Source organism: Prevotella sp. (genome assembly GCF_036570325.1).
GTDB lineage: Bacteria > Bacteroidota > Bacteroidia > Bacteroidales > Bacteroidaceae > Prevotella.
Genome location: NZ_DATCYK010000140.1, coordinates 1 through 2893 on the forward strand (window position 1 = coordinate 1; position 2893 = coordinate 2893).

Here is a 2893-nt window from a genome sequence, read left to right on the forward strand (position 1 = left end):
GGAGAGCACGAAGAGCAGCGCCCATGCCAAGGAAGCTGCTTGGGTACCCAGCAAAGGCTCCATCACGTCGGTCACAAGGCTGTCTTGCAGGCTCTTGCCGAATAGCGGAATGATGGTGAAAGGGATGAGAAGAATGTCGGCTAAGACGTAAAGTGCCAAGGGATTTACGCCAAATACCCGGAAGAAATGGGTGATACGGCCTTGGTAATGGCGCTTGTCGATAACCCAAGAGAGCAGTGCTAACAGCGTGGAAGCCAGTCCGCAGGTGACCAAAGCGAAGGTGGGCGTCCATAGTTTCTTGCTGATGGGGCAACCATAGCTTAGCAAAAATCCCGCGAAAGTGAGCAGTGCGCCGATGATAAACAGCCTTTCTATCTTCTCATTGATGTTGTTGAGTCGTGTCAGTATGCCTCCGACGCAGAATCCTATGAGCACATGAGCCAGTGAAGGCAGCGTACTTAGGAGGCCTTCAGGGTCGGGTGTGTCCCATTTATACAAGTGATTGTCGCCGATAACGGCCTTATCGAACACCGCAAGGATGTTGGTGGCGTCGTGAGCCCAGCCGTTTCCATATTTCAAAAGCAGGAAATAGCCTATGAAAAGGGCGGCTATGAGCCATGGAATGTAGCGATGGCGCAGGGTAATGGCGATGAGGGCGGCCAGTCCGTAGCACAAAGCCAAGCGGGGAAAGACGCCTACCAATCGGATGGTATCGAAGGTGTTGGCGGCTGCCCATAGGCGAGGGAAGAACGCAAGGGATGGGTCTTCGGGTGAAGCCATGCCCCAACAGAACCTCATGAGCCAACTGATGGCAATGCCGACAAGGTAGAGTAGCACCGCACGTTTCAGTATTTTACGCACGCAAAGCCATGACCATTCAAAGTTAAACTTGCGCAACGACAAGTAAGTCGTTATGCCCATGATGAACATAAAGAAGGGAAACACGAGGTCGGTGGGCGTCAGTCCTATCCATTCGGCGTGCTCCAAAGGCGTGTAAACGGGCTGTGCGCCGGGGTTGTTGACCAATATCATGCCGGCAATAGTCATGCCTCGGAGTATATCGATGGCCTCTATTCGATTGCTTTTTGCCTCTGTCATGGTTGTTTATTTATAAAGGTAATACTGCTTTGATAGCTTTTTGAAGGCTTTGATGTCCTTGTCCCAGTAGTCGCGAACGTCGCTCCAGCGGTGGCGTTTCAGGAAAAGACGGCGTATTTCCTTGCTTCCGCATACCTTATTAAACATGTCTGTGCGGTTCTTAGAGTCGCCCAAGACGTCGTGTTCGGGGTAAAGTTTATAGAGTTCTTGCAGGATATAGAACTGCACTTCGCACAAACGAGCTCTTCGGTAGTTGGTAATGTACACCTGAACGCCCTGCAATTGCTGGCCCTTAAACTTACTATAGAAGGGTGAATAGTAGATAGGACGGAACGAAAAGCCACGAAGGCCGAGCGCGTTCATACGCTTTGACAGCTCGGCTGCTTTGATCCAAGGCGCCGCAAAGGTTTGGAAAGGCACTGTGTAGCCCACTCCGATGTTGAGACTGTCGAGCTCTCCCACGATACCCGATACCGCATAGAAGGGCGCGGAGGTAGCTTCGGGGATGTGAGGGGACGATAATACCCACTTCAAACCCGTGTCGCTGTACGTCATCTTGCGCTTCCAACCCTTCATTTTCACGATTTCAAGGTCGCAACGCTCACCCAGCAGGCCCTCATTGTTAAGCAATAAGGCCAGCTCACCGGGCGTAAGACCGTAAACATAGGGCACTTTGAATTGGCTGACAAACGAAATGCAGTCGTCCTCAGTTATGCAACCTTCCACGTTGTTGCCCCCTAAGGGGTTGGGACGGTCAAGCACTACCACCTTAATATGGTTGCGGGCGGCGGCTTTCATGATGTTTCCGAGCGTGCTGATATAGGTAAATGAGCGGCAACCAATGTCTTGTATGTCGTAAACAAGTACGTCGATACCCTTCAACATCTCATCGGATGGCATGCGATATTTACCATAGAGCGAGTAAACGGGTAAGCCGGTGGTGGGGTCAGTGTCGTTTCCCACGGCGTCACCGGCATGCGCATTGCCCCTCACTCCGTGCTCGGGACCGAACAAGGCCACGAGATTCACGTTCTTGGCGGCATGGAGTATGTCAACGACCGACCGCAGATGGTTGTCCACACCCGTAGGATTGGTGACCAAACCGACCCGCTTTCCTTCCAAAGTCTTGAACTTTTCGCTCTTTAATACTTCAATGCCGGTCTTCACCTTTTGGCCCATCGACTGGCCGACAAGGCCGAGAAAACATAGCAATAATAGAATAATTCGTTTCATGTTACAAGGTTATTGTTGATTATCGGTTACTGATTTGCGGCCATAGTCCTCATCTATCTTACCGCGAACAAACACTGTCACGACCACCGTAGCTATGCAACAAACCATCACCATCCAAAAGAATTGCTCGTAACCAAGCCATTCTTGCAGATAACCGGCTACCATTCCGGGCAGCATCATGCTCAAAGCCATGAACCCGGTGCATATTGCGTAGTGCGCAGTAGTGAACTCTCCCTCGGAGAAATACATCATATAAAGCATATAAGCGGTAAATCCGAAACCATAACCGAACTGTTCCACCGCCACGCAAGCACAGATTATATACAGGTTAGTGGGGTGAACCATGCTGAGATACACGAACGTTGCGCAGGGCAATGTCATGAAAGCGGTCATTGGCCACAGTGCTTTCTTGAGGCCCCAGCGTGACGCCGCGATGCCACCAATTATGCCTCCGATGGTCAGGAAGAACACGCCCACGGTGCCATAGATGATACCTACTTCCTCCGTGGCTAAGGCCAAACCGCCTTTGTCGACCGATCCGAGCAGGAAGGGGTTGACCATT

General features: G+C 51.4%; 3 protein-coding genes. All 3 read right to left on the reverse strand.

Features of this window, described 5'->3' with window-relative positions:
• The coding region (locus VIR50_RS12355) for an acyltransferase family protein (RefSeq protein ID WP_331935415.1) at positions 1-1098 on the reverse strand (1098 nt) is incomplete at its 3' end.
• 6 nt (positions 1099-1104) lie between these two features.
• Positions 1105-2331: an exo-beta-N-acetylmuramidase NamZ family protein gene (locus VIR50_RS12360; RefSeq protein WP_331935416.1), complete on the reverse strand. Its 1227-nt coding sequence runs from the start codon at positions 2329-2331 to the stop codon at positions 1105-1107.
• Positions 2332-2340: 9 nt separating this feature from the next.
• The coding region (locus tag VIR50_RS12365) for an MFS transporter (RefSeq protein WP_331935417.1) at positions 2341-2893 on the reverse strand (553 nt) is incomplete at its 5' end.

Bases quoted from the DNA above. Each gene is read 5' to 3' on its own strand.
- VIR50_RS12360 (WP_331935416.1), bottom strand. From the start codon at position 2,331: ATGAAACGAATTATTCTATTATTGCTATGTTTTCTCGGCCTTGTCGGC.